General features: G+C 68.6%; 18 protein-coding genes. 12 read left to right on the top strand and 6 right to left on the bottom strand.

Annotated features, from left to right (window positions below):
* Positions 1-7: 7 nt before the first annotated feature.
* Entirely contained in the window at positions 8-3,619 is a 3,612-nt protein-coding gene (locus tag NNW99_RS24155) for a LamG-like jellyroll fold domain-containing protein (protein WP_215121210.1), read from the bottom strand.
* A 32-nt stretch (positions 3,620-3,651) separates the two neighbouring features.
* Complete coding sequence (locus NNW99_RS24150; RefSeq protein ID WP_251057921.1) at positions 3,652-5,079, bottom strand: integrin alpha; 1,428 nt, start codon at positions 5,077-5,079, stop codon at positions 3,652-3,654.
* A gap of 458 nt (positions 5,080-5,537) precedes the next feature.
* On the opposite strand from NNW99_RS24150, the gene NNW99_RS24145 reads away from it, so the two are divergent.
* The 7 genes from NNW99_RS24145 (at position 5,538) to NNW99_RS24115 (ending at position 14,982) form a co-directional block, all read left to right on the top strand.
* Entirely contained in the window at positions 5,538-7,541 is a 2,004-nt protein-coding gene (locus NNW99_RS24145; protein ID WP_215121209.1) for a glycosyltransferase family 2 protein, read from the top strand.
* A gap of 210 nt (positions 7,542-7,751) precedes the next feature.
* Positions 7,752-8,795 carry an ABC transporter substrate-binding protein gene (locus NNW99_RS24140; protein WP_215121208.1) on the top strand — a complete coding sequence of 348 codons (1,044 nt, stop codon included), beginning with the start codon at positions 7,752-7,754 and terminating at the stop codon, positions 8,793-8,795.
* A 123-nt stretch (positions 8,796-8,918) separates the two neighbouring features.
* The gene (locus NNW99_RS24135) at positions 8,919-9,806 is read left to right on the top strand and encodes a siderophore-interacting protein (RefSeq protein ID WP_215121207.1); all 888 of its coding nucleotides are present in this window, start codon (positions 8,919-8,921) and stop codon (positions 9,804-9,806) included.
* Positions 9,807-9,955: 149 nt separating this feature from the next.
* The gene (gene desA, locus NNW99_RS24130; RefSeq protein WP_215121206.1) at positions 9,956-11,398 is read left to right on the top strand and encodes a lysine decarboxylase DesA; all 1,443 of its coding nucleotides are present in this window, start codon (positions 9,956-9,958) and stop codon (positions 11,396-11,398) included.
* The gene (locus NNW99_RS24125; protein ID WP_215121205.1) at positions 11,382-12,668 is read left to right on the top strand and encodes a lysine N(6)-hydroxylase/L-ornithine N(5)-oxygenase family protein; all 1,287 of its coding nucleotides are present in this window, start codon (positions 11,382-11,384) and stop codon (positions 12,666-12,668) included. Before desA ends, NNW99_RS24125 begins: the two co-directional genes overlap by 17 nt.
* Positions 12,665-13,216, top strand: coding sequence for a GNAT family N-acetyltransferase (locus NNW99_RS24120; protein WP_215121204.1), 552 nt, complete (start codon positions 12,665-12,667; stop codon positions 13,214-13,216). Before NNW99_RS24125 ends, NNW99_RS24120 begins: the two co-directional genes overlap by 4 nt.
* Positions 13,213-14,982: an IucA/IucC family siderophore biosynthesis protein gene (locus NNW99_RS24115; RefSeq protein ID WP_215121203.1), complete on the top strand. Its 1,770-nt coding sequence runs from the start codon at positions 13,213-13,215 to the stop codon at positions 14,980-14,982. The genes NNW99_RS24120 and NNW99_RS24115 overlap by 4 nt, the downstream gene beginning before the upstream one ends.
* Before the next feature lie 116 nt (positions 14,983-15,098).
* Here NNW99_RS24115 and NNW99_RS24110 read toward each other — a convergent pair whose 3' ends face one another.
* Positions 15,099-16,628, bottom strand: coding sequence for a beta-N-acetylhexosaminidase (locus NNW99_RS24110; RefSeq protein WP_251058130.1), 1,530 nt, complete (start codon positions 16,626-16,628; stop codon positions 15,099-15,101).
* A 122-nt stretch (positions 16,629-16,750) separates the two neighbouring features.
* Here NNW99_RS24110 and NNW99_RS24105 point away from each other — a divergent pair, with 122 nt between their 5' ends.
* Entirely contained in the window at positions 16,751-17,632 is an 882-nt protein-coding gene (locus tag NNW99_RS24105) for a DUF4429 domain-containing protein (RefSeq protein ID WP_215121201.1), read from the top strand.
* Between the two features lie 36 nt (positions 17,633-17,668).
* Here NNW99_RS24105 and NNW99_RS24100 read toward each other — a convergent pair whose 3' ends face one another.
* Positions 17,669-19,234 (bottom strand): metallophosphoesterase family protein, encoded by a 1,566-nt coding sequence (locus NNW99_RS24100; RefSeq protein WP_215121200.1) that lies wholly within the window; start codon positions 19,232-19,234, stop codon positions 17,669-17,671.
* A 165-nt stretch (positions 19,235-19,399) separates the two neighbouring features.
* On the opposite strand from NNW99_RS24100, the gene NNW99_RS24095 reads away from it, so the two are divergent.
* Both NNW99_RS24095 and glmS read left to right on the top strand, forming a co-directional pair.
* On the top strand, positions 19,400-19,657 hold the full coding sequence (locus NNW99_RS24095) for a hypothetical protein (RefSeq protein ID WP_184592987.1): 258 nt from the start codon (positions 19,400-19,402) through the stop codon (positions 19,655-19,657).
* 12 nt (positions 19,658-19,669) lie between these two features.
* Positions 19,670-21,487, top strand: coding sequence for a glutamine--fructose-6-phosphate transaminase (isomerizing) (gene glmS, locus NNW99_RS24090; RefSeq protein ID WP_215121199.1), 1,818 nt, complete (start codon positions 19,670-19,672; stop codon positions 21,485-21,487).
* A 159-nt stretch (positions 21,488-21,646) separates the two neighbouring features.
* Here glmS and NNW99_RS24085 read toward each other — a convergent pair whose 3' ends face one another.
* The gene (locus NNW99_RS24085) at positions 21,647-22,210 is read right to left on the bottom strand and encodes a GPR1/FUN34/YaaH family transporter (RefSeq protein ID WP_215121198.1); all 564 of its coding nucleotides are present in this window, start codon (positions 22,208-22,210) and stop codon (positions 21,647-21,649) included.
* 134 nt (positions 22,211-22,344) lie between these two features.
* Complete coding sequence (locus NNW99_RS24080; RefSeq protein WP_215121197.1) at positions 22,345-22,872, bottom strand: universal stress protein; 528 nt, start codon at positions 22,870-22,872, stop codon at positions 22,345-22,347.
* Between the two features lie 305 nt (positions 22,873-23,177).
* On the opposite strand from NNW99_RS24080, the gene NNW99_RS24075 reads away from it, so the two are divergent.
* Entirely contained in the window at positions 23,178-23,510 is a 333-nt protein-coding gene (locus tag NNW99_RS24075; RefSeq protein ID WP_215121196.1) for a hypothetical protein, read from the top strand.
* 377 nt (positions 23,511-23,887) lie between these two features.
* Positions 23,888-25,162 (top strand): helix-turn-helix domain-containing protein, encoded by a 1,275-nt coding sequence (locus tag NNW99_RS24070; protein ID WP_215121195.1) that lies wholly within the window; start codon positions 23,888-23,890, stop codon positions 25,160-25,162.

Below are 25,162 nucleotides of genomic sequence, written 5' to 3'. Positions count from 1 at the left end.
GGAGGTGTTACGCGGAGGACTCTTCGATGGCGGCGCCGGCCGGCAGGACCGCCACCAGCGCCATCAACGCGGCATCCAGCGGGCCCTGATACATACGGACTTCGTCGACAGCACCGGAGAAGTACTCCTGCGCCGCCGCTCCGGTCCGCGCCCTGCCGACCTGGAGGCTCGTCTTGCTGAAGTCCCAGGTGTTGTCCCAGGACGCCTTGCCCACTGCAGCGCCGTTGACATAGAGGAGCACCTCGCCGAAGACCGCGTTGTAGACCAGTGCGAGGTGGTCTCCTGCTCCCTGTGAACTGGGCAGGTGGGCCGCGTCGGGAACAGAGACGGCCGTCGCGGAGACCGCATCCTCGCTGGTGGCCACGAGCTGCCACCGGGCGGCTGCGGCGCTGTACCGCACCTTGATCGCGCTGCCGTTGGTGCCGGACAGGGCCAACACCGTCTGGTCCCTCGTCGGATTCGCCGAGGCCAGCCGGGCGCGAGCCGTCAGCGTGAAGCTGTCCTGCGCGGAGAGCCGCCCGGCGGGTCGCGTCGCGTGGGCACCGGTGCCGTTCAGGGCCAAGTGCCCATCTCCCCACAGCGGTGCGGCCGGAGGAACGCACTCGGGGTCGGCAGCGGGGTCGCAGGAGTCGTCCGGAACGTACACGGAGGCACCGCCGCCGAGTGTCAGACCGGTACCGCCCGCCATCTCCGGGGAGATGCCGTTCGCCGCCTCGTCCAGCTGCCAGTAGGCGAGCTGGCGGGGCTGGATACCGCCGAGTTCTTGTCCTTCAGTGGGCGGGATGACGCGGTCGTGAAGTTTGACGTCGGCGATGCTGCCCTTGAAGTGGTTGGTGTATCCCTCAAGCGAGATCCTTCGGCCTATCTGAAGGGCTCCAACGGCGTTCCACTTCGTGTGGCGGGCCTGTACGTCATCGGCGACGAGCACACCGTTGACGTACAACATCATCTTGCCGAGTTCGATGTCATACACGCCGATGAGATGGGTCCAGCTGCCGGCCACGGCCGCGGCACCGGAGACCTTCCACGAGCCGAGCGACTCGATGTCGCTCACCGGAATGCGGAAGCTCCACGAGGAGGAATCGACGTCGTACCCCAGCTCGAAACCCGGCTGGGCGGTACCGTCCTGGCTGACGACGGTGACGTTCTCGGTGGGCAGCGAGGGCAACATCACCCAGGCGCTCACGGAGAAGGTGCCGCCCGTGTCGACAGCGGGTTCGCCCGCGTCGAGGTAGGCGTTCTCGGTCCCGTTCAGCGATGCCGCGGTGTCGGTCGGGCCCAACGGCCCCTCCGTTCCGAACGTCACCCCCGTGCCGGCGGTGGCATCCGGCGCACCGCTGCTGCCCGCGGCCTTCGAGGAGTTCCTGGCATCACCGAGCGTCCAGGCCGCCGCCGGCGCACGGCCGTCGCTGACCAGGAAGACATGGCTGGTCGGTGTCTTCTGGGGGTTCCCCGCACCGTCGACCGCGGTTACATGCAGGGTGTACGAACCCTCGGCCGGCGGCATCCAGCGGATGGTCGCCGGACCACCCACGGGCCGGGCCTCCGCCGTTTTCCGTGTGGTGTCAGCTCGCGGACCGGTGAAGTAGTACCTGTACTGCGTCACGTCCGCGGCCGGCGAGTCCATGGTGAAGTCGCCGTAGTCGCCGACACCGGCATGCCATTCGTCGTCGCTCGGATACCGGGACGACGTGATCGCCGCAGCCTGCGGCTTGCTGTCGTCCAGGATGAACTCGCATCGCGTCTGGCCACCGTCGGTCGACCAGGGCCCTGACGCCTTCTGGTCGTAGCCACGGACCGCCCAGGCGATGGTGGTGTTCTTCGGGAGGGAGAAGCCTGGTTTGCCGTCCGCCGACAGGTCGGAACCGACGGTGTACTTGAAGGTCGCCTGGCCGGTCTGGCCGTCCTTGCTCGCGTCGAACGTGCTCTTCTTGCCCGTCTTCGCGTAGTGGACGACCTCGCCACCGGAGCTGTTGGTCCACCACACCTTGAACTCGGCCTGAAGGGTTTCCGAGTTGGAGCCCAGGTCTCCATGGTCGTAGTCCTTGACGACGGCGTACAGGGTGGGCGGCTTGGTCACGTAGTGCTCGGTGGCGCTTCCGTACTCGCACCTGCCGCCGGGCGTCATGTTCAGGTCGTCCTGCTCAGGCCGGAGCGGTGGCCGGTTGTACGTCACCGAGAGGTGTCCGTTGCCGCAGAAGCGCTTCCAGTACGAGGTGTCGGACTCGCTGCCCGCCTTGAGCCGGAACGTCGTGGTGTCCCAGCCGCTGTCGGCGGCCTTCTGGATCGTGCCCGTCACACCGAAGCGCACGTTCTGGTTGGTCGCGGTGCACGAACCAGCCGGATTGGTCGGAGACTTGGATGTGATCGTCTCCTTCGAGGAAGGCTGGTTCGACCAGTTCGTCGACGAGTTGATCGCGCTCGCGCCCGTGCTGTTGACCCGGGCGAGCTGTACCTCACGTCCGGAGTCGCTGTAGGTGTGCACCATCGTCACGGCGAACTCGGCGTCGACGATGTCCTTGCCCTTGAATCCGCCGGTCGGTATCGCGAAGAACTGGCGCTTGACGTCATGGCTACTGGAGCAGCGGTACGACACGTCGGTGGGGCACCGTCCCACGCCTTCGTCGTCGTCGAACTTCCAGAACTCGGCGCTCGAGTGGTGCGACGACACCATGGTCCAGCCACTGCGGTTCGCTGTCTTGACCACGGGGTCGATGTAGACCGGATAGACGGTGTCCGGGTCGGCGAGCATGTTCGCGTCGGGGGTGAGGGTCATGGTGCCCGGCTCCAGGTCCACGGCGACATCGGTGACCTGGACACCATCCGGCGGAGTGATCGTTTCTCCGTCGGACGCTCCAGGGGCGGCCGGCTGTTGAGCCGCCCCTTCGTGGGAGTCCCACATGACCGGCTGTGGCGCTTCGAAGACGCTCCCCCCGGACCCGCTGTCAGTGGCGGCGAGCCCGCCGTCCTCGGTCTCCGACAGCTCCAGCGAGGAAGTGTCGACGGGCAGTTCGAGCCGCGCCAGCTCGGGGTTGGCCGCGGCCGCGGCGTTCCTGACGACCAGGAGGTGCGAGAAGCCCTCGGCGCTCGCTGTGACCTTCAGGTCGACGCCCTGCAGGACGTCGGCGTACGTGGCTGTGGGGCCGTCCGTCTTCGGCTCGGGGAGTTCGTCCGGCCAGTTCAGGGACAGCGTGTGGCCGTCCTTCTCTATCTCGGCGAAGGTGGTGTCCCCACCGCCGGAGAAGGACATCGCGGTCAGCGCGGCCTTCGGCGCGAAGGTGCCGTTCTTCTGCTCGACCAGAGTGGTGTCGATGTCCGTCCAGGTGCCGTTCTTCCGCGTGCGAACCGGTTTGACGTACTCAGTGCTGGTGAAGGTCCCGTCCGGATTGGCGACGGTGGTGCTGCGCTCGCTACGCAGGCCGATGATCTCCACCGGCTTGCCGGATTTCGCTGCCCGCACCCGGGCGTCGGTCATGCTGAGGGCCGGGACGTCGGTGTCGTTGCCCGTGGGCGCGGCCTGGGCGACCGCCTGCTCGGCAGCGGGTGCCCCGCTCATGCCTGCAGCCAGCAGCGCCGTGAGCGTGGCGACGACAGCGGCATTACGGCGTCGGGTCTTCATCGTGACGTGCTTCCCTGTTTCCGCTCTCCTGCTCATCCGACCGTTCCGAACGCGACGCCCTCGTCGGGCAGTCCTCCCTCGCCGGGCAGATACGTGGTGGTGCCGACGGTGGTCGTGCCGTCGATGTCCGTCCACGGCACGACGTAGAGCACTCCGCTGGGCGAGTCGGAAGCCTTGCTGTGGGGCACTCCGAGGTAGAGGTAGGCAGACCCGGACGTCAGAGCCGTGCCGTTGTAGTCACGCGTGGTGGCCTTGCCGGGCAGCCCTGAACCACGGACAAGGATCTTGTCGGTCGAGCTGACGGCGGTGTCCAGGGGGCGGAGGATGCGTACTGCCCCCGCGTCCTTGGCCGAGGCGGTGTCCCTGCCGGGCACACCGACGGCGAGCCGGACCGTCGCGGTCGTCGTCACGACAGCGCTATTGGTGTTGGCGATCGTCACGCGCTGTCCCATGAAATCTCCGGCGGCCGGGGCCTCCCCGAGGTCCGCAGCGTCGATCGCCGCCACCTCCGTGTAGGTGCCGGACGGCTGGACTCGGAACACCGCCGCACCGCCGGAGTCGGCGGTCTTGTCGACGTCCTCTCCCGGCGTGCCAACGGCCAGAAGTACGTCCGAGTTGTAGGTCTGGTCGCCGGGCCGGTAGCTCGTCATGGAGAGCGAGGTGCCGAACCCGTCACCCGCCTCGGCGGTACCCGCGACTCCGGCGCCGTCCTGGTCGAGCCCGACCAGGGGCGTGGGAAGGCCACCGGCCATCGCGTGGCTGAAGACACTCACACCGCCGGCGAACTTGGCGGTCCCGATCGCTTCCCCCGGGGCGCCCACGGCGAAGAAGCGGTTCGTTCCCGCCAGCGAGTAGCCGAAGCGATCGTGCGCCTCGACGTCACCGGGAACACCGGGGTCCTTCTGGCTCACTGAAACCCTCGTCGCTCCCTGAACGTACGCGACACATCCGGCGTCGGTATGAGTCGTCCCGCCTACGGTGACGTTCTCGCCCGGCACGCCGACGACGAGATACGGCGAGCCGCTCGCCGTGCTCCCAGCCCTCACCGCGTGACCGAACCAGTCGTACGCCTCGGTGGACGTGCTGGGGTCGAGTTCCGACTGGGTGTACCCCTCCACCTTCGAGCCCGGCCCTATGCCGGCCGGTGTGCCGTGGATGACATACACGGCACCCGCGTCGACCAGTTGCTTTCCGTCCTTGGCAACGTCTTCGTAGGGGGCACCGACGACCAGGTCGGTGCATCCGTCTTCGTTCACGTCGTACGACGTGCGGGAAAAGCCGAACTGATCACCGGCTTCAGGGGTCGCACCCATGCCGTTCATCGCCTGGGAGATCTCCGAGACACCTTTGCCCCCGCCCAGCACGATACGCACCAGCCCGGCGGCCTTGGCACCGTTCACCGCCGCGTTCGGGTCGGCGATCACTGTGTCGGCGACACCGTCACCATTGAAGTCACTCACCGTTCCAGTCGCACAGGTGGCTGCCGCCGCTGGAGGGGAGCTCACCGAGAGACTGCCTATAGCCAAGGCAAATCCGCCTGCTGTCGCAGCCAATAGCCGGCCCTGACGCATACGCGTACGCACACCCCACCCCTTGGGCTCACCCGGGCAGAACCCCCCACCCGCTATGAAAGTTGTAAGCGCAGACTAAATATGGCCCGGGTAAAGAATGTCAACCCCCACACACCGCGACCCGAAGGCGCAACCGCAGCCAAGAAATGGACATAGCGCCCATCAGGCCACTTGGCCGAAAGGTGCCCTGAGCTGGCACTTCTTCATGAGGCCACTTCACAGGCACACCTACTTCATGGTAACTTCACATCCCATATGGCACCTTTCCCCGCACGCGAATAGACCGCCGGCGCCCATGACCAAGCCGGAGAACGGGGCGTGCCTCGTTTCTCTGGGGGAGTATTACGATGGTCAGCCCTGTCGTTTCGGTGATTATCGCTGCGTACAATGCGATGCCCTATCTCACACGGTGCATCACCTCCGTAGCCGAGCAGAGAATCGGCTGGGACGCATTGGAAGTGATCGCGGTCGACGACGGTTCGACCGACGGAACGGGTGAGGAACTCGACCGGCTCGCGGAGAAATACCCGGAGCTGTTAAGCGTATTCCACCAAGAGAATTCCGGCGGCCCTTCAGCCCCCCGGAACAAGGGGCTCGACCACGCCCGGGGGAAGTACGTCTTCTTCCTGGACGCAGACGACTACCTGGGCCGCGAGGCCCTGGAACGCATGGTGGCCATGGCCGAGAAGAACGGCACCGACATCGTGCTCGGCAAGATGGTGGGGGTCGGCGGACGCGGGGCGCCCACCTCGATGTTCCGACGCAACCAGCCGCGGACCGACGTCTTCTCGTCCCGCGTGTACTGGACCCTCAACCCTATGAAGCTGTTCCGCCGTGACCTGCTGGAGCGGCTGGAGCTGCGATTCCCGACGGATCTGAAGATCGGCGAGGATCAGCTCTTCGTCGGCCCCGCCTACCTGCACGCCGAGGGAATCTCCGTACTCGCCGACTACGACTGCCTGTTCTGGGTCGAGCGTGAGGACAGCGGCAACATCACCGTGCAGGCCGGCGGATCCGAGCCCCGGCTGCGGTTCCTGCCTCGCGTGGTCGACATGCTCCTAGAGCAGGTGCCACCCGGCCCCGGCCGTGATCACCTGGCGCACCGTCACCTGACCGTCGAGGTGCAGCAACTGCTCGACCACCTGGCGCACGAGCCCCGCCCCGACCAGGAGAAGTCCCTGGCCCGACTCGCCGAGGTCATCGCCCCGCTGTGGCACGAGGGGCTGAACGACCGGCTGTCGGCCATGGCCAGACTGCGCCTGCACCTCGTACGCCACACGATGCTGGACGAGCTGCTGGAGCTGATCCGCTTCGAGAACGAGCTGGGCCCGAGCGGTGTCTCCACCCCTGTCCTCGTCGACGGCGGCCGCGCCTACGCCCAGTACCCCTTCTTCCGTGCCCCTTCCCGTTCCGTCCCCGACGCCTGCTACGACATCACCCGGCAGCTCGGGGCGCGCCACCGCGTCACCGGTGCCGAACTGCGCGGCACGGCTCTGCACCTCACCGGGTACGGCTATCTGCACCGGATCGCGACCGAGGACGTGAGCACCCATGTCGTCCTCCGCGAGCGCGGCACCGGCACGGAGTACCGGCTGCCGGTCACCCACACGGCGACGCCAGGCCTCGGCGAGGAGGAGGACAAGGGGCTATACGCCTACGAGAACGCCGGCTTCCGAGCCGTCGTCGACATCACCACTGCAGCAGACGGCGCCCCTCTCACCGACGGACTCTGGGACATCTCCCTCGCGATCGGCGCTCAGGGCATCACTCGAGAGGTCCGCATCGGCAGCAAGCGGGATCCCGACATCTCGGGCGCCGCGACGACGCACGTCCTGCACACCCCAGGCGGAATCCGCGCCGTCACCCTCTACGCGACCAAGCCGCACGGCAACGTCACTCTCGACATCGGCGAGCGCAAACACAAGGTGCTGCCGCAGATGAGTCTGCACAGCGTGCGGTGGGCCGAGGATGCCCCCACGGAGCTGGAGTTCACCGGCCGGTGCACCCTCGCCTCCCGCCCGGAGGGCGCTCTCGCCGTACATCTCGAGGACGGCCAGGGTGGCACCGCTGCCTTTCCTGCCCGCCCGGCCTCACAGTCCGGCGGCGGTGACTTCGTCGTGCGGGTGCCGGTCACGGAGTTGCCGACGGGGCGCTGGACGGGGCAACTCCGGCTCGGCCCCTGGTCGTCGACCCTGCCGGTACTCCCGGAGAACCTCGGGCCGGCCAAGTGGCGCCGCCGTAGCCTCCCCTGGTACGCGAAGCCCGTAGCGGAACACCGGGATGAACACTTCGCCCTCGAGGTGGCGCGGACCCGCCTGCTCCGGGCCGCGACCGCCCGCGTCAAGCGGTAGGCGGACCCGGCTGCGCGCCGACGAGGAGCTATGCGGTCACCTCGTGACCCGGATCACCGCACGGCTACGTGTCCCCGCCCCTGCCTTCGGGCACACACCCCAGGGGCCCCTGGACACTGGCTGAGGTTAGGCTAGCCTAAGCTTGATTCCAGCCAAGCGGCTGTCAGCCGTGCCCGCAATGGCTCCGTACGCACGAAAGCAGACCCAGCCATGTCGAACGCCAGAACCGCCCGCTTCTCCCGTCGCGGCATCCTCGCCGCCGGGGGTGCCCTCGGACTCGGCGCCCTCGTGACCGCCTGCGGCAGTGGAGACTCCAAGGACGGCGACTCGAACGCGGCATCGGGCGGCAAGTCCGGCCCCTGGTCCTTCAAGGACGACCGCGGCAAGAGCGTGCAGCTGAAGAAGACCCCCGCGAACATCGTCGCCTTCACCGGCGTCGCCGCCGCCCTGTACGACTACGGCGTCTCCGTCAAGGGCGTCTTCGGCCCGACCAAGACGAAGGACGGCAAGCCCGACGTCCAGGCCGGCGACATGGACATCAGCAAGGTGACCATCCTCGGCAACGCCTGGGACCAGTTCAGCGTCGAGAAGTACGCCGCGCTCGCCCCCGACGTGCTGATCAGCACCATGTTCGACGACGCCGGCACCCTCTGGTACGTCCCGGAGGCCTCGAAGGACAAGATCGCCAAGCTCGCCCCGAGCGTCGGCATATCCGTCTACGACCGTCAGCTCACCGAGCCGCTGCAGCGCATGTGGGAGCTGGCCGAGTCCCTCGGCGGCGACATGAAGTCCGCGAAGGCGACCGACGCCAAGAAGCGGTTCGAGGAGGCCTCCGAGCGGCTGCGCAAGGCCGCCAAGGCGCACCCCGACATCAAGGTGCTGGTCGGTTCCGCGAGCCAGGAGCTGTTCTACGTCTCCGGCACGAACCTCTCCGTCGACCTGGAGTACTTCAAGTCCCTCGGCGTGAACTTCGTCGAGCCGCCGGAGAAGGCCAAGGCGCAGGGTGGCGGCTGGTTCGAGTCCCTGAGCTGGGAGAACGTCGACAAGTACGCGGCGGACGTCATCATGATGGACGACCGGTCCTCGGCGATCCAGCCGGCGGACATCTCCGAGGCGACGTGGAAGAAGCTGCCGGCGGTGAAGGCCAAGCAGGTCATCTCGCGGTCGGCCGAGCCGATTCTGTCGTACGACAAGTGTGTGCCGTTGGTGGAGAACCTGGCGAAGGCCATCGAGAGCGCGAAGAAGGTCAGCTAGGAGCTCAGCGCCGTGGGGTCTGCGCGACGACGGCGGCTGCGGGCCGCATGTGGCTGATCGCGCAGTTCCCCGCGCCCCTGAGGCACGCCGCCCCACCCCCTGACGAAAACTCAGGAGCCCCCCATGACCACCGCCGTGGCCGCCCCCTTCCGTTTCTTCTCACTCCAGGTCGTGCGGACGAGGCGGCTCGGTCCGTCTCTGGTCCGGGTCACCTTCGGTGGGCCGGATCTGCACGCGTTCCACTCCGACGGACGTGACCAGTCGCTGTCGCTGTTCCTGCCGCACCCCGGGCAGCCCGAGCCGGTCGTACCGCTCGAGCTCGGGGACGGCTGGTGGCAGGGCTGGCGCGAACTGCCCGACGACGTACGCGCCGTGATGCGCTCGTACACCCTGCGCGCGCTGCGCCGCGACCCGGACGAGATCGACATCGACTTCGCCCTGCACGGCATCGAGCCGGGCGCCTCCGTCCAGGCCGGTCCCGCCTCCCGCTGGGCCGACCGGGCCGCCGCCGGGGACCGGGTCCTGCTGCTCGGGCCGGCCGTCGCCGACAACCGGGCGATCCGCTTCCGGCCGCCCGAGGACACCGACCTCGTGGTCGTCTGGGGCGACGAGACCGCCGTACCGGCCGCCTCGGCCATCGTCGAGGCGCTGCCGGCCGGCACCCGCGCCCGGGTCTGGCTGGAGGTCCCGCACGCCGGGGACATCCAGGACCTGGTGACCGCGGCCGACGTCGAGATCACCTGGCTCGTCAAGAGCCAGTCCCCCGAGACCCCCCGGACCCCCCGGACCCCCCAGACCATCGAGGGCTCCCCCATGGTCCTCGACACCCTCCGCGACGCCCAACTCCCGCCCGCCGAGAGGCCGTACGTCTGGATCGCCGGCGAGTCCGGCTGTGTGAAGCAGCTGCGCCGGCACTTCGTACGGGAGCGCGGGATCGACCGCCGCCGGGTGACGTTCGTCGGCTACTGGCGCCGCGGCGTGAGTGAGGAGCAGCTACGCGCGGAAAGCTGACCGACAGCCGCCCATGACCCACGCGTGACCACAGTCACGGCAGAGCAAGCCCTCCCCCCACGCAACTTAGGTTAGGCTTACCTAAGTTCAACCCCGCGGCTCAGCCCACCCACGTCCCGACCGGACTGTCCCCACCGGAGGACCCCCACATGCGCTCGCACCTGCTCAACGACACCACCGCGGAGCAGTACCGCCGCTCCGTGACCGACGGAGTCGAGCGGGTGGCCGCCAAACTCGCCGCCACCGACCGGCCCTTCACCGGCGTCAGCGTCGACGCCCTCTCCCCCCGCATCGACGAGATCGACCTCGACCAGCCGCTGCACGACACGACCGCGGTGCTCGACGAACTGGAGGACGTCTACCTCCGGGACGCGATCTACTTCCACCACCCCCGCTACCTCGCCCACCTCAACTGCCCGGTCGTCATCCCGGCCGTGCTCGGCGAGGCGGTCCTCTCCGCCGTCAACTCCTCCCTGGACACCTGGGACCAGTCGGCCGGCGGCACGCTCATCGAGCGGAAACTGATCGACTGGACGAACGAGCGCATCGGCCTCGGCCCCGCCGCCGACGGCGTGTTCACCTCCGGCGGCTCCCAGTCCAACCTCCAGGCGCTGCTGCTCGCCCGTGAGGAGGCCAAGAGCGACAGCCTCGCCAAACTGCGCATCTTCGCCTCCGAGGTCAGCCACTTCAGCGTGAAGAAGTCCGCGAAGCTGCTCGGCCTCGGCCAGGACGCCGTGGTCTCCATACCCGTCGACCACGACAAGCGTATGCAGACCGTCGCCCTCGCCCGTGAGCTGGAGCGCTGCAAGGAGGCCGGCCTCGTCCCGATGGCCGTCGTCGCCACCGCCGGCACCACCGACTTCGGCTCCATCGACCCGCTGCCCGAGATCGCCGAGCTGTGCGAGCAGTTCGGAACCTGGATGCACGTCGACGCCGCCTACGGCTGCGGTCTGCTCGCCTCCGTGAAGCACCGGGACCGCATCGACGGCATCGAGCGCGCCGACTCGGTCACCGTGGACTACCACAAGTCCTTCTTCCAGCCGGTGAGTTCCTCCGCCGTGCTCGTCCGGGACGCGGCCACCCTCCGGCACGCCACCTACCACGCGGAGTACCTGAACCCGCGCCGCATGGTGCAGGAACGTATCCCCAACCAGGTGGACAAGTCCCTGCAGACCACCCGCCGCTTCGACGCCCTCAAGCTCTGGATGACCCTGCGGACCATGGGCGCCGACGGCATCGGGCAGCTCTTCGACGAGGTGTGCGAACTGGCCCGGGAGGGCTGGAAGCTGCTCGCCGCCGACCCGCGCTACGACGTGGTCGTGGAGCCGAGCCTGTCCACCCTGGTCTTCCGCTACATCCCGGCGGCCGTGACCGACCCGGCCGAGATCGACCGCGCCAACCTCTACGCCCGCAAGGCCCTGTTCGCCTCCGGTGACGCCATCGTCGCGGGCACCAAGGTCGGCGGCCGCCACTACCTGAAGTTCACCCTGCTCAACCCCGAGACGCAGGCGTCCGACATCGCCGCCGTCCTCGATCTGATCGCCGGCCATGCCGAGCAGTACCTGGGAGAGTCCCTTGACCGCGCGTCCTGAAAACCCGGCCCCTTCTCCTGCGACTCATGACTTCGTGGGCATCGGGCTCGGCCCCTTCAACCTCGGCCTGGCCTGCCTGACCGAACCCATCGACGCACTCGACGGCGTCTTCCTGGAGTCGAAGCCCGACTTCGAGTGGCACGCGGGCATGTTCCTCGACGGCGCCCACCTCCAGACCCCGTTCATGTCGGACCTGGTCACCCTCGCCGACCCGACGTCCCCGTACTCCTTCCTGAACTACCTGAAGGAGAAGGGCCGGCTGTACTCGTTCTACATCCGGGAGAACTTCTACCCGCTGCGCGTCGAGTACGACGACTACTGCCGCTGGGCCGCGAACAAGCTGAGCAGCATCCGGTTCAACACGACGGTGACGGAGGTCCGCTACGAGGACGACGTCTACGTCGTGCACACCGAGGCCGGAGACGTCTACCGCGCCCGCCGGCTCGTCCTCGGCACGGGCACCCCGCCCTTCATCCCCGAGGCCTGCCAGGACCTGGGCGGCGACTTCCTGCACAACTCCCGCTATCTGAGCCACAAGGCGGAGCTGCAGAAGAAGGACTCGATCACCCTGGTCGGCTCGGGCCAGTCGGCCGCCGAGATCTACTACGACCTGCTCAGCGAGATCGACGTCCACGGCTACCGGCTGAACTGGGTCACCCGCTCCCCGCGCTTCTTCCCGCTGGAGTACACCAAGCTCACGCTGGAGATGACGTCCCCGGAGTACGTCGACTACTTCCGCGAGCTGCCCGAGGCCACCCGCTACCGCCTCACGGCCGAGCAGAAGGGCCTGTTCAAGGGCATCGACGGCGACCTGATCAACGAGATCTTCGACCTGCTCTACCAGAAGAACCTCGGCGGCCCGGTCCCCACCCGGCTGATCACCAACGCCTCGCTGAACAGCGCGGCGTACGAGAACGGCACGTACACGCTGGGCTTCCGCCAGGAGGAGCAGGGCAAGGACTTCGCGCTGGACTCCGAGGGCCTGGTGCTGGCCACCGGCTACAAGTACGCCGAGCCGGAGTTCCTCGCGCCCGTCAAGGACCGCCTGGTCTACGACTCCCAGGGCAACTTCGACGTCGCCCGCAACTACGCCGTCGACGTCACCGGCCGGGGCATCTTCCTGCAGAACGCCGGCGTCCACACCCACAGCATCACCAGCCCCGACCTGGGCATGGGCCCGTACCGGAACGCGTACATCATCCGGGAGCTGCTGGGCAGCGAGTACTACCCGGTCGAGAAGACCATCGCCTTCCAGGAGTTCGCGGTATGAGCGCCCCGACCGGCATAGGCACCCTGACCGTCCGCGCGCTCGACCCCCTGAAGGACGCCGAGCTGCTGCACTCCTGGGTCACGCACCCCAAGGCGTCCTACTGGATGATGCAGGACGCGAAACTCCAGGACGTCGAGCGCGAGTACATGCGCATCTCGGCGCACGAGTACCACCACGCGTACCTCGGCCTGCACGAGGGCCGCCCGGCGTTCCTGATGGAGTCGTACGACCCCCGGTACGTCGAGCTGGAAGGCCTGTACGACCCGGAGCCCGGCGATGTCGGCATGCACTTCCTGGTCGCGCCGACCGACCGGCCGATCCACGGCTTCACCAAGGCCGTCATCACCGCCGTGATGGACGAGCTGTTCGCCGACCCGCGCACCCGCCGGGTCGTGGTGGAGCCCGATGTCAGCAACAAGGCAGTACATGCGCTCAACGAGGCCGTCGGCTTCGTGCCCGAGCGCGAGATCGACAAGCCGGAGAAGCGCGCGCTGCTGAGCTTCTGCACGCGTGACCAGTACCTGGCGGCCCGAGGAGTGGCGATATGACCCTGTCCGACGCCGTGGCGCACCTGTCCCCCGAGCGCTGGGACCAGGCCAACCGCCTGCTGATCCGCAAAGCCCTCGCCGAGTTCGCGCACGAACGGCTCATCACCCCCGAGGCGGACGGGGAGGAGTACGTCGTCCGCAGCGACGACGGCCTGACCCAGTACCGCTTCTCGGCCGCCCGCCGGGCCCTGGACCACTGGCAGGTGGACGCCGATTCGATCACCCGGCACCGGGACGGCGCCGAGCTTCCGCTTGCGGCCCTGGACTTCTTCATCGAAATGAAGGACACCCTGGGCCTCAGCGAGCAGATCCTGCCGGTCTACCTGGAGGAGATCTCCTCCACCCTGTCCGGCACCTGCTACAAGCTCACCAAGCCGAAAATCACGGCGGCCGAGCTGGCACGCGGCGACTTCCAGGCCATCGAGACCGGCATGACCGAGGGCCACCCCTGCTTCGTCGCCAACAACGGGCGGCTCGGCTTCGGCATCCACGAGTACCTGTCGTACGCCCCGGAGACGGCGAACCCGGTCCGGCTGGTCTGGCTCGCGGCGCACCGCTCGCGGGCGGCGTTCACGGCCGGTGTCGGCATCGAGTACGAGTCGTTCCTGCGCGAGGAGCTGGGCGAGGAGACCGTCGAGCGCTTCCGCGGTGTCCTGCGCGACCAGGGCAAGGACCCCGAGGACTTCCTGTTCATCCCGGTCCACCCCTGGCAGTGGTGGAACAAGCTCGCCGTCACCTTCGCCGCCGAGGTCGCCCGCGGCCACCTGGTGTGCCTGGGCGAGGGCGACGACGAGTACCTGGCCCAGCAGTCCATCCGGACCTTCTTCAACAAGACGAGCCCGGAGAAGCACTACGTCAAAACCGCGCTGTCGGTCATCAACATGGGCTTCATGCGCGGTCTGTCGGCCGCCTACATGGAGGCCACGCCGGCGATCAACGACTGGCTGGCGCAGCTCATCGAGGGCGACCCGGTGCTGAAGTCCACCGGCCTGTCGATCATCAAGGAGCGGGCGGCGGTCGGCTACCGGCACCTGGAGTACGAGCAGGCGACCGACCGCTACTCGCCGTACCGCAAGATGCTCGCCGCGCTGTGGCGGGAGAGCCCGGTGCCCTCGCTCCAGGAGGGCGAGTCGCTGGCCACGATGGCGTCCCTGGTCCACGTCGACCACGAGGGTGCCTCGGTCGCGGCGGCGCTCATCGAGCAGTCGGGCCTCGCCCCCACGGAGTGGCTGCGCCGCTACCTCACGGCGTACTTCACGCCCCTCCTCCACAGCTTCTACGCCTACGACCTGGTCTTCATGCCGCACGGCGAGAACGTCATCCTCGTGCTGGAGGACGGGGTCGTGCAGCGCGCGATCTACAAGGACATCGCCGAGGAGATCGCCGTCATGGACCCGGACGCGGTGCTGCCGCCGACGGTCGAGCGGCTGCGCGTGGAGGTCCCGGAGGACAAGAAGATCCTGTCGATCTTCACGGACGTCTTCGACTGCTTCTTCCGCTTCCTCGCGGCGAACCTCGCCACCGAGGGAATCCTGGAGGAGGACGACTTCTGGCGCACGGTCGCCGAGGTCACCCGCGCCTACCAGGAGTCGATGCCGGAACTGGCCGACAAGTTCAAGCAGTACGACATGTTCGCCCCCGAGTTCTCCCTCTCCTGCCTCAACCGCCTCCAACTCCGCAACAACGAACAGATGGTGGACCTCTCGGACCCGTCCGGCGCCCTCCAACTGATCGGCACCCTCAAGAACCCCATCACGAACTACTGACCCCCAAAGCAGACGGGCACCCCGGAGTACGGTCCTCCGGGGTGCCCGTCATTTGGCTTTTGGCTTTTAGGGGCGCGGGGAACTGCGCGACCAGCCCCCACGCACCCGCAGACAAATCACTGCCCACTCCACGGAACCTGCGGCGACCGATACCACTCCATCCCCAGGGCATCCCACCGCTCAGCCTGCGCAGCAAGCCTCACCTTGTACCGCTCCCAGTCAAGCGCCCCCGCCGAAGACCACCCCAACTCCGCAACCCCAGGCAACCGCGGAAACGCCATGAACTCGATATGCCGGGAGTTCTCCAGCGTCTCCGACCACATCGGCGCCTCAACCCCCTTCACCGCACCACCCGGCACCCCCGGCAAATACGCCCCGGGATCCCAGTCATAAGACCGCCGCACCTCGACATACCCCGCCCACGACAGCCCCAACGGCGTCTCCTTCGTGTACTTCATGTCGAGATACACCCGGTCGGCAGGCGACAGAATCACCCCGGTCCCACCCTGCGCGGCCTTCACCACCCGCGCCTTCTCCTCCGCACTCGTACTGTCGAGCCCCCAGTACTGCGCGAGAGCCCCCTTCGCAGGCGTCGCCCCGGTCAGCTGATGCCACCCGACGACCGTCTTCCCGTACTTCGCGACAACCGGCTGCACCCGGTCCATGAACGCCACATAGTCCTCATGGCTCGTGGAGTGCGCCTCGTCGCCCCCGATGTGCAGGTACCTGCCCGGAGTCAGCGCCGCGAGCTCCCGCACCACGTCATCGACGAAGTCGTACGTGATCTCCTTGCCGACGCACAGCGAACTGAACCCGACCTCGGTCCCGGTGTAGAGCGGCGGAGCGACACCGTCGCAGTTCAGCTCGGCGTAGGAGGCGAGCGCCGCGTTGGTGTGGCCGGGCATGTCTATCTCGGGGACGACCTCAAGGTAGCGGGAGGACGCGTACCGGACGATCTCCTTGTAGTCGGCCTTGGTGTAGAAGCCGCCGGGCCCGCCGCCGACCTCCGTAGAACCGCCGTACGTGGCCAGCCGAGGCCAGGAGTCGATGGCGATCCGCCAGCCCTGGTCGTCGCTGAGATGCAGATGCAGCTTGTTGATCTTGTAGAGGGCCAACTGGTCGATGTAGCGCTTGACCTGGTCGACGGTGAAGAAGTGCCGGGAGACATCCAGCATGGCGCCGCGCCAGCCGTAGCGCGGGGAGTCCGTGACGGTGCCGCCCGCGACCAGCCAGGGGCCGGGCTGGACGGAGTCCTTCTCGACGGCCGCCGGGAGGAGCTGGCGCAGGGTCTGCACGCCGTGGAAGAGCCCGGCGGGCTTCGCCGCGGTGATGGTGACGCCCTTGCTGCCGCTGTCGAGGCGGTAACCCTCACTACCGAACGACCCTTTGACAAGCCGCAGTCGGATACCCCCGGATCCCTGCGTGCTGACTGGCAGCTGGTATCCGGTGGAGGGGCGGAGGATCTCCGCGAGGTACTCGCCGACGCGGCGGGCCTCGCGGGAATCGTCGACGCGGATGTGCGTACCGCGAGTGATCCGGTAGACGGCCCCGCTCGGCGTGACCGAGGCGGGCGCGGGGATCACACGGTCGAGCGGGGTGGGCGAGGCCGCCGGTGCGGGGGCGGCTCCGGTCACGGAGACACCCATCGCGACGAGCAGCAGGGAACCGAGAAGGCGAAGCGTTCTCACTGAACCGTCCCTTCATCGAGCCATTGAGCCCTAAGAGGTCTGGACCACTCTCTCGTGAGACGGGTGGAACAATCCACCCCATGGTGGAAATCATCCAGAAGGACGGCACCTGGGCCTTCGACGGCGACGCGCTGCGGCTGACCCCCGGGCGGGACAAGAACGTCAGTCTGCTGCGCAGGGAGCTGGGTGAACTGGTGGTCCCGCTGGGGGCGTTGGCGGGGATCTCGTTCGAGCAGGGCAAGAAGGGCGGACGGCTGCGGCTGCGCCTGCGCGACGGCGCCGATCCCCTGCTGCACGCGACCGGCGGGCGGCTCACCGAGCCCCATGACCCGTACCAGCTGCTCGTCGAGTCCGACCGCTACGGGGTCGCCGAGTACGTCACGGACGAGGTGCGGAACGCGCTGCTCCTGGACCAGGTGCCGGCCGACCCGGTGACCGCGTACCTGCTGCCGGGTCCCGCCGTCCCCCTGTCGGTCTCCGCCGGGGACGGCACGGCCGGCTTCGACGGCGAGCGCATACGCCTGGAGTGGAACTGGAAGACGGAGGACGCCAAGGCCGCCGCCGGCGCCCGCACGCTCGCCCTCGGCGACATCACGGGCGTGGAGTGGCAGCCGGCGGCCGGCCTGGAGAACGGCTACATCCGCTTCACCGTGCGGGGCGCCCCCACCAAGGCCCCGCCCAAGTACGACCCCAACGCCGTGGAGCTGTGGGGCTTCAAGAAGGACCCGCTGATGGCCCTGGTCGCGGCGGCGGTCCAGGCCAGGCTTCCGCACCCGGCCGGGGCCACCGCCGACGTACCGGCCGCGCGACCGGAAACGCCTTCTCTCCCGGTCGCGCCCGCCGAGGACGACCACGACGCCCTGCTGCGCCGCCTGCGCGAGCTCGGCGAACTGCACCGCTCGGGCGTCCTGACGGACGACGAGTTCGCGCTCGCCAAGCAGGCCGTCCTCAAGCGCATGTGACACCCCGGGCAGGCCGGAACACCTCCCCGGGGCGCGCTACTTCGCGCGGCGGGCCACCGTGAAGTGGTCCACCTGCTCCCCGCTCTCGGCGATCCCGCGCACCTTCAGCGTGGCCGTCCGCCCCTTCGGCGCGGGGGTGACGTCCACACGCAGGAAGGAGTAGTCGAGGTAGCGCACCCGGGACCAGGCGACGGTCTCGTTCTGCTTGCCGCCCTTGAGATTGACGAACGAGGCCACGGAGTCCACGTCCTGCTCGTTGCCCTCGTACGACAGCGGCGCGCTGAACGCGTAGAGGCTGCGGCCCGCCGCACCGGCCGTCACGTACACGACGCCGTCGGTCTCGGGGTAGGCCGTGCCGCCGATCGGCAGCTTCTTGGCGACCTTGTTCCCCTTGATGACGTCCGTGCGCTCGTACTGGTGGTTGTGGCCGTTGATGACGAGGTCGACCGTGTACTTCTCGAACAGCGGCACCCACTCCTGCCGGACCCCGCCCTCGGAGGCGTGCGAGGTGGAGGTGCAGTAGGCGCAGTGGTGGAAGAAGATCACGATGAAGTCGACGTCCTTCGACGCCCGGTACCTCTTCAGCTGGGCTTCCAGCCACTTGGTCTGGGTGCCGCCGGAGATGCCGAGGTTGGCCGGGATCTCGAAGGAGATGTCGTTGGCGTCGAGCGAGATGACCGCCGTGTTGCCGTGGACGAAGGTGTAGACGCCCGGCAGGTTCTTCTTGTCGGGGCCGTTGCCCGGGAGGTTCCAGCGGGCCTCCTCGCCGCCGTAGCCGTTGGGCGAGTACCAGGCCTCCATGTCGTGGTTGCCGTAGGCGGGCATCCACGGGACGGACTTGGCGACGGACTCGGTCTGGGCGAGGAACTGGTCCCAGATCCGCGAGTCGAAGCCGGTGTCGGAGGTCTGGCCCGAGCCGGACGGGTCCGCGTAGGCGATGTCACCGGCGTGCAGATGGAAGGCCGGGTTCTGGCCGAGCAGCAGGCTGTTGTTGGCGAGGCCGTGGTAGCTGACGCCCTCGTCGCCGAAGGCCGTGAAGGTGAACGGCGCCTTGTGCGCGGGGGCGGTGGTGAAGGTGCCGAGGGTGCCCAGCAGGTGCGGTGCGGCCGGGTCGAAGCCCTGGTGGCCGACGCCGTAGTAGTAGGTCCGGCCCGGGCGCAGACGCGTCAGCTCGGCGTGCACGTAGTACTGGGTGTGGTCGCCGCTGGCGCCGACCCCGGCGGGCGTGAAGAGGGTGCGGACCTCGGCGTCGATCTTCCGGGAGAGGTCCGTGGGGTGGGCGCCGATCCGGATGAACGGCTTCTTGACGGCGACCGGGACCTGCCAGGAGACGGTCATCTCGGTGCGCGGGTCGGCGCCGTAGGCGAGGTGCCGGCCGAAGGGGGCGACGAACGCGCCGTCGACGCTCTCGGTCGCGGGAGCGGTGCGGGCGGTCGGCACGGCCGCCTGGGCGGTGGCACCCGGAACGAAGGCGCCACCCGCGACGGCGCCGAGTGTGACGGCCCCGCCTCTGATCATCGTGCGCCGGGAGAATCTGGCGCGCAGGTACTCGTGCTGCTCGGCCATGCTCATGCGCTCGGCGAGCCGCTCGGGTACGCCCATACGAGGAATGTCCATGGCGCCACAAATTGCTCGCCCGACACATCCGCCCGGGGAACAATCACCCATCAGACCCCCATGGGCGTCCCATAAGTGTTCCAACACTCATCTGCCCGAAACCGGGCAGATTTCTTGCGCAAGCGTCGCCGGTGCCTCAGGATCTAGCGAGTGCACGACGAACTCGTTGATCATCTGACGCGGTCCAGCCCCCTCAGCCGGGGCGAGGCACTGCGGGTGATCCAGGACGTGCTCGCGTACTTCGACGAGACGACCGAGGAGTACGTCCGTCGCCGCCACCGTGAGCTCCAGGCCCAGGGCCTGGTGAACACGGCGATCTTCGAACGGATCGAGGCGGACCTGAAATATCGCGCGGTGGCCCCGCCGGAACTCTCGCTCCGGCAGCTTCGGCGCATCGTCTACGGCTAGGAATACGTATACATGTGCGGAATCGTCGGTTACATCGGAAAGCGTGACGTCGCTCCCCTCCTGCTGGAGGGTCTGCAGCGCCTGGAGTACCGCGGCTACGACTCCGCGGGCATCGTCGTCACGTCCCCGAAGACCTCCGGCCTGAAGATGGTCAAGGCCAAGGGCCGCGTGCGCGACCTGGAGGCCAAGGTCCCGGCCCGCTTCAAGGGCACCACCGGCATCGCCCACACCCGCTGGGCCACCCACGGCGCCCCCTCCGACGTCAACGCCCACCCGCACCTGGACGCCGAGGGCAAGGTCGCCGTCGTCCACAACGGCATCATCGACAACGCCTCCGACCTGCGCCGCAAGCTGGAGGCGGACGGCGTCGAGTTCCTCTCCGAGACCGACACCGAGGTCCTCACCCACCTCATCGCCCGCTCGCAGGCGACCAAGCTGGAGGACAAGGTCCGCGAGACCCTCCGGCTCATCGAGGGCACCTACGGCATCGCCGTCATGCACGCCGACTTCCCCGACCGGATCGTCGTCGCCCGCAACGGCTCCCCGGTCGTCCTCGGCATCGGCGAGAAGGAGATGTTCGTCGCCTCGGACATCGCCGCGCTGGTCGCCCACACCCGCCAGATCGTCACCCTGGACGACGGCGAGATGGCCACCCTCAAGGCCGACGACTTCCGCACCTACACCACCGAGGGCACCCGCACCACGGCCGAGCCCACCACCGTCGAGTGGGAGGCCGCCTCCTACGACATGGGCGGCCACGACACCTACATGCACAAGGAGATCCACGAGCAGGCCGACGCCGTGGACCGCGTGCTGCGCGGCCGCATCGACGACCGCTTCTCCACCGTGCACCTGGGCGGCCTCAACCTGGACGCCCGCGAGGCCCGCCGGATCCGCCGCGTGAAGATCCTCGGCTGCGGCACCTCGTACCACGCGGGCCAGATCGGCGCCCAGATGATCGAGGAACTGGCCCGCATCCCCGCCGACGCCGAGCCCGCCTCCGAGTTCCGCTACCGCAACGCGGTCGTCGACCCCGACACCCTCTACGTCGCGGTCTCCCAGTCCGGCGAGACCTACGACGTCCTCGCCGCCGTGCAGGAGCTCAAGCGCAAGGGCGCACGCGTCCTGGGCGTGGTGAACGTGGTCGGCTCGGCGATCGCCCGCGAGGCCGACGGCGGCATCTACGTGCACGCCGGGCCGGAGGTCTGCGTGGTCTCCACCAAGTGCTTCACCAACACCACGGTCGCCTTCGCCCTGCTCGCCCTCCACCTGGGCCGCACCCGTGACCTCTCGGTCCGCGACGGCAAGCGGATCATCGCGGGCCTGCGCAAGCTGCCCGCCCAGATCGCCGAGATCATGGAGCACGAGGAGGACGTCAAGAAGCTGGCCCTGCAGTTCGCCGAGGCCCGCTCGATGCTCTTCATCGGCCGCGTCCGGGGCTACCCGGTGGCCCGCGAGGCCTCCCTGAAGCTCAAGGAGGTCTCCTACATCCACGCCGAGGCCTACCCCGCCTCCGAGCTCAAGCACGGCCCGCTGGCCCTGATCGAGCCGGCCCTCCCCACGGTCGCGATCGTCCCCGACGACGACCTGCTGGAGAAGAACCGCGCCGCCCTGGAGGAGATCAAGGCCCGCAGCGGCAAGATCCTCGCGGTCGCCCACCAGCACCAGGAGAAGGCCGACGAGACGATCGTCGTCCCGAAGAACGAGGACGAACTCGACCCGATCCTGATGGGCATCCCCCTCCAACTCCTGGCGTACCACACGGCCTTGGCTCTGGGCAGGGACATCGACAAGCCCCGCAACCTGGCCAAGTCGGTGACGGTTGAGTAGAGGCTTTCTTTTCAGGGGCGCGGGGAACTGCGCGACAAGCCCCCACGCCCCCGCACAGGCCAACCAATGAGGACGGACCCCCACGTGCTGCCACCAGCGCACAGGGGGTCCGTTTTCACACGCCGGGGCCGCCCAATACCCCAGCGTCGGCTGCCGAGTTCAGCCGGTGGCCGTCACGCCCCGACCGGCAGCACGCCGTCGCGGAACAGCGGTGGGCCAGTGGGCCAGGGCCGCGGTCGCCGCATACCAGGCCACCGCCCCCGCGGCCACGGCGAACCACCCACCCACCTTCACGAGCCCGCCGTTACCGGCGAACTCGGCGATCGCCATGAGCAACAGGCCCACGAAGAACAGCCCGTACATCCCCTGCCCCAGCTGATCCCCACCCGCGAGCATCAGAGACAGCGCCGCGACGGCGAACAACAGCAGGAACAGCCCGGCCTCGTTACCGGCGGCGCCGTCCGACACGGCCCACGTGAACCACAGCGCCCCGAGCACCGAGAACGCCGTACCCCCGGCGGAGTCCCCCTCCCGCAGGGCCATCAGCCCGGCGACGAAGAGGGCGATGCCGCCCACATACTGGGCGATTGACGTGGCGTCAGCGGCTGACACACCGTCGATGACGGTCGTGTGCCCCAACCCGAAGGCCAACAGGGTGATTCCGAGGGCGAGTCGACCGACCACGGTCGTGATGCCGCTTCCCGCGGAGACGTCTTTGTCCACGGCGGGCTCCCTTCGTGCATGTGCAGTTGTGCGGTGCACCGTATATGCCCTTCACAAGGGCACAAACACCTCTACGCGCAAGTAGTTTTACGCACCGCACCAAGGGAGTCGCCGCTCGGGACGCTTCGGGGAATTCAGGGAATGACGACGACCGGCCGCTGCGCCCGCTTGGCGAGCCGCCCCGCGACCGAACCGAAGATGCGCCCCACGATGCCGTGACTCGACCCGACGACGATCGCGTCGGCCTCGTACTCCCGGCCGACCTCTTCGAGTTCGTGGCAGATGTCCCCGCCCCGCTCGACGAGGATCCAGGGCACCTCGGAGAGATACTCCGCACACGCCAGCTCCAGCCCGAGCACCTCGGTCCGATGGTCCGGCACGTCCACGAAGACGGGCGGCTCGCAGCCGGCCCACACCGTGGTCGGCAGCCGGTTGGCCACATGGACGATGATCAGGCCCGACCCCGAGCGATGGGCCATCCCGATCGCGTAGGCCAGGGCGCGCTCACTGGACATGGAGCCGTCGAATCCGACGACGACGCCGTGCTTGAAGGCGGGATCGCAGGAATGGCGTGGCTCTTGTGCCGCCAGGGGCTCGGCCGCCGTGGGATCGGCGACGGGCCGCTTGCGGTCCGCTGGTTCGAAGAATTCGTGACCGGCCATGGCTGTCTCGGCGTTGTGATCCTTATTTGGGGGACGACAGTGTGCGTCGGAGCTGTGTCCGGGAATGGTCTTCCCAACCCCATACCCCCAAGGGTACGGCGGCACGCCTCCTTAGCCCAGATCCCGCTCACGGTGCGTGCGGGTTCCAGGGAGCATGCACGAGGCGACGCCCGTAACGCAATGGTTGCTGCGCTGTACAGGCGGTTTGCACAGGATTCACTTACCCGTGGGGGTGATCGGCTCACACAGTGACCGACGCCCCCGCCACGCGTTGAACCCCGTGACTCATGCCACAGGGAGCATCCATGTCCGGACCCAGCATCGCCTCCGAGGCGGACCGCGCGGCCCCGCCGTCGCGGGACACCGCGACGGATGTGATTCGCTGGGCGGCCTTCAGCTGCCTGCTCGTCCCCGTCGTGCTCCTCGGCTACGGCAGCTCCCTGGCCGGTGCCGCCGGCACGGCCCTCGGGCTCGCCGCCGTCACGGGCGCCTGCCGGGTGCTGCTGCGCCAGTCCGAGCGCGGCGCGGCCCGGCTGGCGGCCGAGGACCGCGCACCCCACCGGGGCCGGCACCACCGGACCGGAACGGGGTCCCATCGGGGCGGGCGGCACACTGGAGGAGATACACCGGTCGGCTGACCGGTTTCAGTGCACGTGCACGGCGGTTTTCAGCCAACTTCTCGCACCTGTGCATCACCCTGCCGAAGCACCCCCCAACCCCCGTTCGACCTGCACGGAAAGGGCCTCGGGGGACCTGCGCACCCTACGCGGATTGGCCACTGCGACAAGGCGCACTTCCCTGCACGCCCCACGAGTGCAACGCTTCGTGATCGAATGCTTCACGCCAAGTTGCCAAGTCGACAATGTGCCGAGTGCCGAACCGGCCACCTCGGCACGACGGCACACAGTAGATTCGATCTTGACTGTCTACGGCGGGGGACTCGTGCAGGACCGAGGGGAAACGTGCAGGAGCGACACAACCGAGGAGCCGCGACCACCGAGGGGGGCTTAGCAGTATGAGCCACGACTCCACTGCCGCGCCGGAAGCCGGCGTCCGGAAGCTTTCCGGGCGACGCCGCAAGGAGATCGTCGCGGTGCTGCTGTTCAGCGGCGGCCCCATCTTCGAGAGTTCCATACCACTGTCGGTGTTCGGGATCGACCGCCAGGACGCCGGCGTGCCGCGCTACCGACTGCTGGTGTGCGGAGGTGAGGACGGCCCGCTGCGGACCACAGGGGGCCTCGAACTCAGCGCACCACATGGCCTGGAAGCGATCTCACGGGCGGGCACGGTCGTCGTACCGGCCTGGCGTTCGATCACTTCTCCGCCACCGGACGAGGCGCTCGACGCGCTGCGCCGCGCCCACGAGGAGGGCGCCCGCATCGTCGGACTGTGCACCGGCGCCTTCGTCCTCGCGGCGGCGGGCCTGCTGGACGGCCGGCCCGCGACGACACACTGGATGTACGCGCCGACGCTGGCGAAGCGCTACCCGTCGGTGCACGTCGATCCGCGCGAGCTGTTCGTCGACGACGGGGACGTGCTGACGTCGGCGGGCACCGCGGCCGGAATCGATCTCTGTCTCCACATCGTGCGGACGGACCACGGCAACGAGGCGGCCGGCGCGCTGGCCCGCCGCCTGGTGGTCCCGCCGCGCCGGTCGGGCGGCCAGGAGCGCTACCTCGACAGGTCTTTACCAGAGGAGATCGGCGCCGACCCGCTCGCGGAGGTCGTCGCCTGGGCGCTGGAGCACCTCCACGAACAGTTCGACGTGGAGACGCTGGCGGCACGCGCGTACATGAGCCGTCGTACGTTCGACCGCCGCTTCCGCTCGCTGACCGGGAGCGCCCCGCTGCAGTGGCTGATCACACAGCGGGTCCTCCAGGCGCAGCGCCTGCTGGAGACGTCGGACTACTCGGTGGACGAGGTGGCGGGACGCTGCGGCTTCCGGTCGCCGGTCGCCCTGCGCGGGCACTTCCGCCGCCAGCTGGGCTCGTCCCCGGCCGCGTACCGGGCGGCGTACCGCGCCCGTCGTCCGCAGGCCGAGCGGCCCCAGGACGTCGACGGCGGACCGGGCGGTCCCGGGGGCGGCATGCCGGGCCACCCGGGCCATCCCGGCCAGGCGCCCGCACCGCTGCACCCGGAGCATCCGGTCCCGCTGCAGTCCCGCCGTACGGCGGCGGCGAGCGCGGTCGGATCGTCCCCGGCCCTGTCGGCGTCGGCCGCCTCCGACAACGGCCGGGAGGCCTACATATCGGCCCGGGCGAGTCTGCCGGGCCAGCGCAGCGCGACGTGA

The sequence above is a fragment of the Streptomyces sp. CRCS-T-1 genome, from assembly GCF_024442335.1.
Classification (GTDB): domain Bacteria; phylum Actinomycetota; class Actinomycetes; order Streptomycetales; family Streptomycetaceae; genus Streptomyces; species Streptomyces koelreuteriae.
Note: the sequence above shows the minus strand (reverse complement) of the source record. Positions and strands in the feature narration are given on the sequence as shown.